The sequence below is a fragment of the Yersinia pekkanenii genome (genome assembly GCF_001152565.1).
GTDB classification, from domain to species: domain Bacteria; phylum Pseudomonadota; class Gammaproteobacteria; order Enterobacterales; family Enterobacteriaceae; genus Yersinia; species Yersinia pekkanenii.
The window spans coordinates 1-2,883 of record NZ_CQAZ01000121.1 but is presented as its reverse complement, the minus strand read 5'-3'; the positions used below and the strand labels follow the sequence as shown (position 1 = coordinate 2,883).

Genomic DNA, 2,883 nt, shown 5'->3' with positions numbered 1-2,883 from the left:
CATGATTATTAATGTTTTTTAGTCGTCAGATGGCATCTTTCGGGGAAATGTGCACGGAACCCCAACTACGAGTCTCTGCTAAACTTCGGTCAGCGCGTGCGTGAGACTGTCCTGCAACAAACGGGATTAACATGCGGTATTGGCATTGCTCAAACACTGACGCTAACAAAGCTCGCCAACCACGCAGCAAAAACATGGCCCGCAACCGGTGGTGTCGTGGATTTATCTGACCGTACCCGGCAACGCAAACTGATGGCCATATTGCCCGTATCAGAAGTATGGGGAATTGGCCGCCAGCTAAGCATCAAATTAAAGACGATGGGAATTGAAACGGTCTTGCAGCTGGCCGACGCCAATTTACAATTGATAAAGAAAACATTTGGCGTTGTCGTCGAGCGCACTGTTTTAGAACTTAATGGCATCCCGGCAATAACGATAGACACCTTACCCACCAAACAACAGATCATCGTCAGTCGCTCTTTTGGTGAACGCATTACAGATAAGGAAAGTTTGCGTCAGGCAATCTGCAAATACGCCGAACGCTCAGCTGAAAAGTTGAGGGCCGAACGACAATACTGCAAACACATAAACGTCTTTATTCGCACCAGTCCTTTCGCGATAAATGAGCCGTTCTACAGCAACAACTACAGCATTAAACTCATGCTAGCCACCCAAGACACACGCGATATCGTTTCAGCGGCTACCAGGGCATTAGATGCCATTTGGCGGGAGGGATTCAGATATCAAAAAGCAGGGATCATGCTAAATGATTTCTGCGACAAACCAGGGCAAATCGATTTGTTTGATGAAATGCCGCCTCGTGCTGATAGCGATCCATTAATGAACATCATCGATAAAATCAACCAAAGTGGTTTAGGCAAAATTTGGTTTGCAGGGCAGGGGATAAACCAGGCTTGGGCTATGAGGAGAGATTTACTCTCCCCTTGCTACACCACCAAGTGGAGCGATTTACCCAAAGTCACAATTTGACGGCAAGAATAGCAATTTCGCATGCGAAATTATCCTCTGCGATACAGTTGCAAAATTACCGGGGGAAGTTTGTAGTATGCTTTTGACCAACGGCCATTTCTTACCTCAGAAAACAAACTATCTTCATTGCGTATATCTTTATACAAGATAGTGAGCGCCCCCAACTCTTTAAGACGATTTGTCACCGCAGAGATATTCGCATTCTTTAGACCAGTTTCAGCCATCACAGTATCAATATCGACGCACACGATCCCGTTATCAAAATAATCCAGCAATAGCGAAAGGAGCAGCAACGCATCACCTTTCCGGCCCGTAGCAACAATGATTTTTTCAAGCTCTCGAAATGTCATGTTCTCGCCTTTTTCTTTGACACTTTGTAACGCGCATCTTCTTCAATTGCAGCACTTAACCAACCCGCAGCAATGTCTCTATTAATTGATTCAGGCACCGAATCAATTAAAGTTTCAAAGTCAGCATCCCTATGTATTTTGATGAATATAGCGGCAAAGCCTGCCCAATCTTCATGGCTAACCGGTGACCAGTTCTTTTCTAACAATAGAACTAATGCCGACTGAGAAGCCCATAAGGGTGTATGACCGTCTTTAGCCCATCCCACCAACGATGAACCCAGCACGGGATTATCACGCCTTACAAAATCATGTTTAACGCCGGTGTCCTTCAACATTTCCGCCCCGACAGCAGCTGAAAGATCAGTCGACATAATCCACGTTTTAACAACACGGGCGCGAAACGCCCGTGACAGCTCTGAAAAGGGGGTATTAGTCATCTAAGCCTCTTTGATACCAACCAAGGCCACTGACTTAGCCTCAACACATAACTCGCCTATTTCCAGCTTTACCCACACCTGGCCATACTCCTCTGCCATTTTGTTTATGAGTAAATAGCCAATCTGGCCATCGACTCGAACAATCAGGCGATTCTCTTTCTGGCTCGCAGCTGCTGCACTAGATGATGCTTTAGCTTCAGACGTCCTGGCTTCATTAAACGCAGAACTCGCCTCCTCTTTTCTCAACGTTTCTGCTGGCGGGGACGTTGGTTCATTATTTGGTGAAGTTTTTTCTTTCGTTTCGACTGACGGAGTATTTACCGCTGTTTTATTTTTCTGCTCGATGTCAGTTGGCGTCTTACGGTTTTTGAGTTTAGCCAACTCCGCTTTTGCTACTTGCCTGGTTAATGTCTTCGTTCTTGCTGTCTGAGCTAACTGTTTGGCAATCACAGGTGATCGGTCATGGATTTGGCACAGCGTATAGACAAGATCGACATCACCCGTAATCTTATCTTTCAATAAGTCCCTTATTACTGCCGGCGCATCACATAACCGCATATGCTTACTGACAAAGGAAACCGGTTTGCCGAGTGATTTCGCTATCTGCTCGCCGTTCATGCTCCACTTATTCTTCAGCTCAAGCATGGCATTGGCGGTCGCCAGCGGTTTCAATCCTGACTGATGGAGGTTTTCGATCAACTGACCAAGTAACCGCACTTTGTCATTTTTCGGCGGTAAACCCACATAGACATCAATATACTCATCACCATGTCGACGAGCACTGCGTATACGGGTTTCGCCGAACCAAATCCGGTAGCCACTTTTATCACGAGGGAACACACGCGGCGGCGTCAACATGCCAACTTCGTCATATGTTTCCTCCATCCCCTTCAGCGTTTCCTCTTCAAAATCTTCGTCTGGACGCACCTGCTCGATTGAATAGACCTCATCTAATCGAACACGAATGATCTGCCCAGCTGGCGCGATTTCCGGCCGCGATATTTCAGAAAGTAAGCTATGCCCCGCAACGGCTAATGGTGGTGTAATGGAGTCACGATTAATCAGGTTTTCTTGGATACCTGGCACTGCCGCCGCTTGTGTTTTTT

Annotated in this window: 3 protein-coding genes and 1 pseudogene; 1 reads left to right on the top strand and 3 read right to left on the bottom strand. The window is 46.5% G+C overall.

Annotation, left to right across the window (positions count from 1 at the left end; all coding sequences use genetic code 11):
• Positions 1–75: 75 nt before the first annotated feature.
• Positions 76–990, top strand: a pseudogene (gene umuC / locus AEP37_RS22970) (translesion error-prone DNA polymerase V subunit UmuC); the annotation flags it as partial.
• Between the two features lie 29 nt (positions 991–1,019).
• On the opposite strand, the gene AEP37_RS22965 reads toward umuC, so the two are convergent.
• The 3 genes from AEP37_RS22965 to AEP37_RS22955 form a co-directional block, all read right to left on the bottom strand.
• The gene (locus tag AEP37_RS22965) at positions 1,020–1,340 is read right to left on the bottom strand and encodes a hypothetical protein (RefSeq protein WP_049615495.1); all 321 of its coding nucleotides are present in this window, start codon (positions 1,338–1,340) and stop codon (positions 1,020–1,022) included.
• A complete protein-coding gene (locus AEP37_RS22960; protein WP_049615494.1) occupies positions 1,337–1,777 on the bottom strand; it encodes a hypothetical protein in 441 nt (146 codons plus the stop codon). The genes AEP37_RS22965 and AEP37_RS22960 overlap by 4 nt, the downstream gene beginning before the upstream one ends.
• On the bottom strand, positions 1,778–2,883 hold a 1,106-nt coding region (locus AEP37_RS22955; RefSeq protein ID WP_049615493.1), incomplete at its 5' end, for a ParB/RepB/Spo0J family partition protein. It lies immediately after the preceding gene.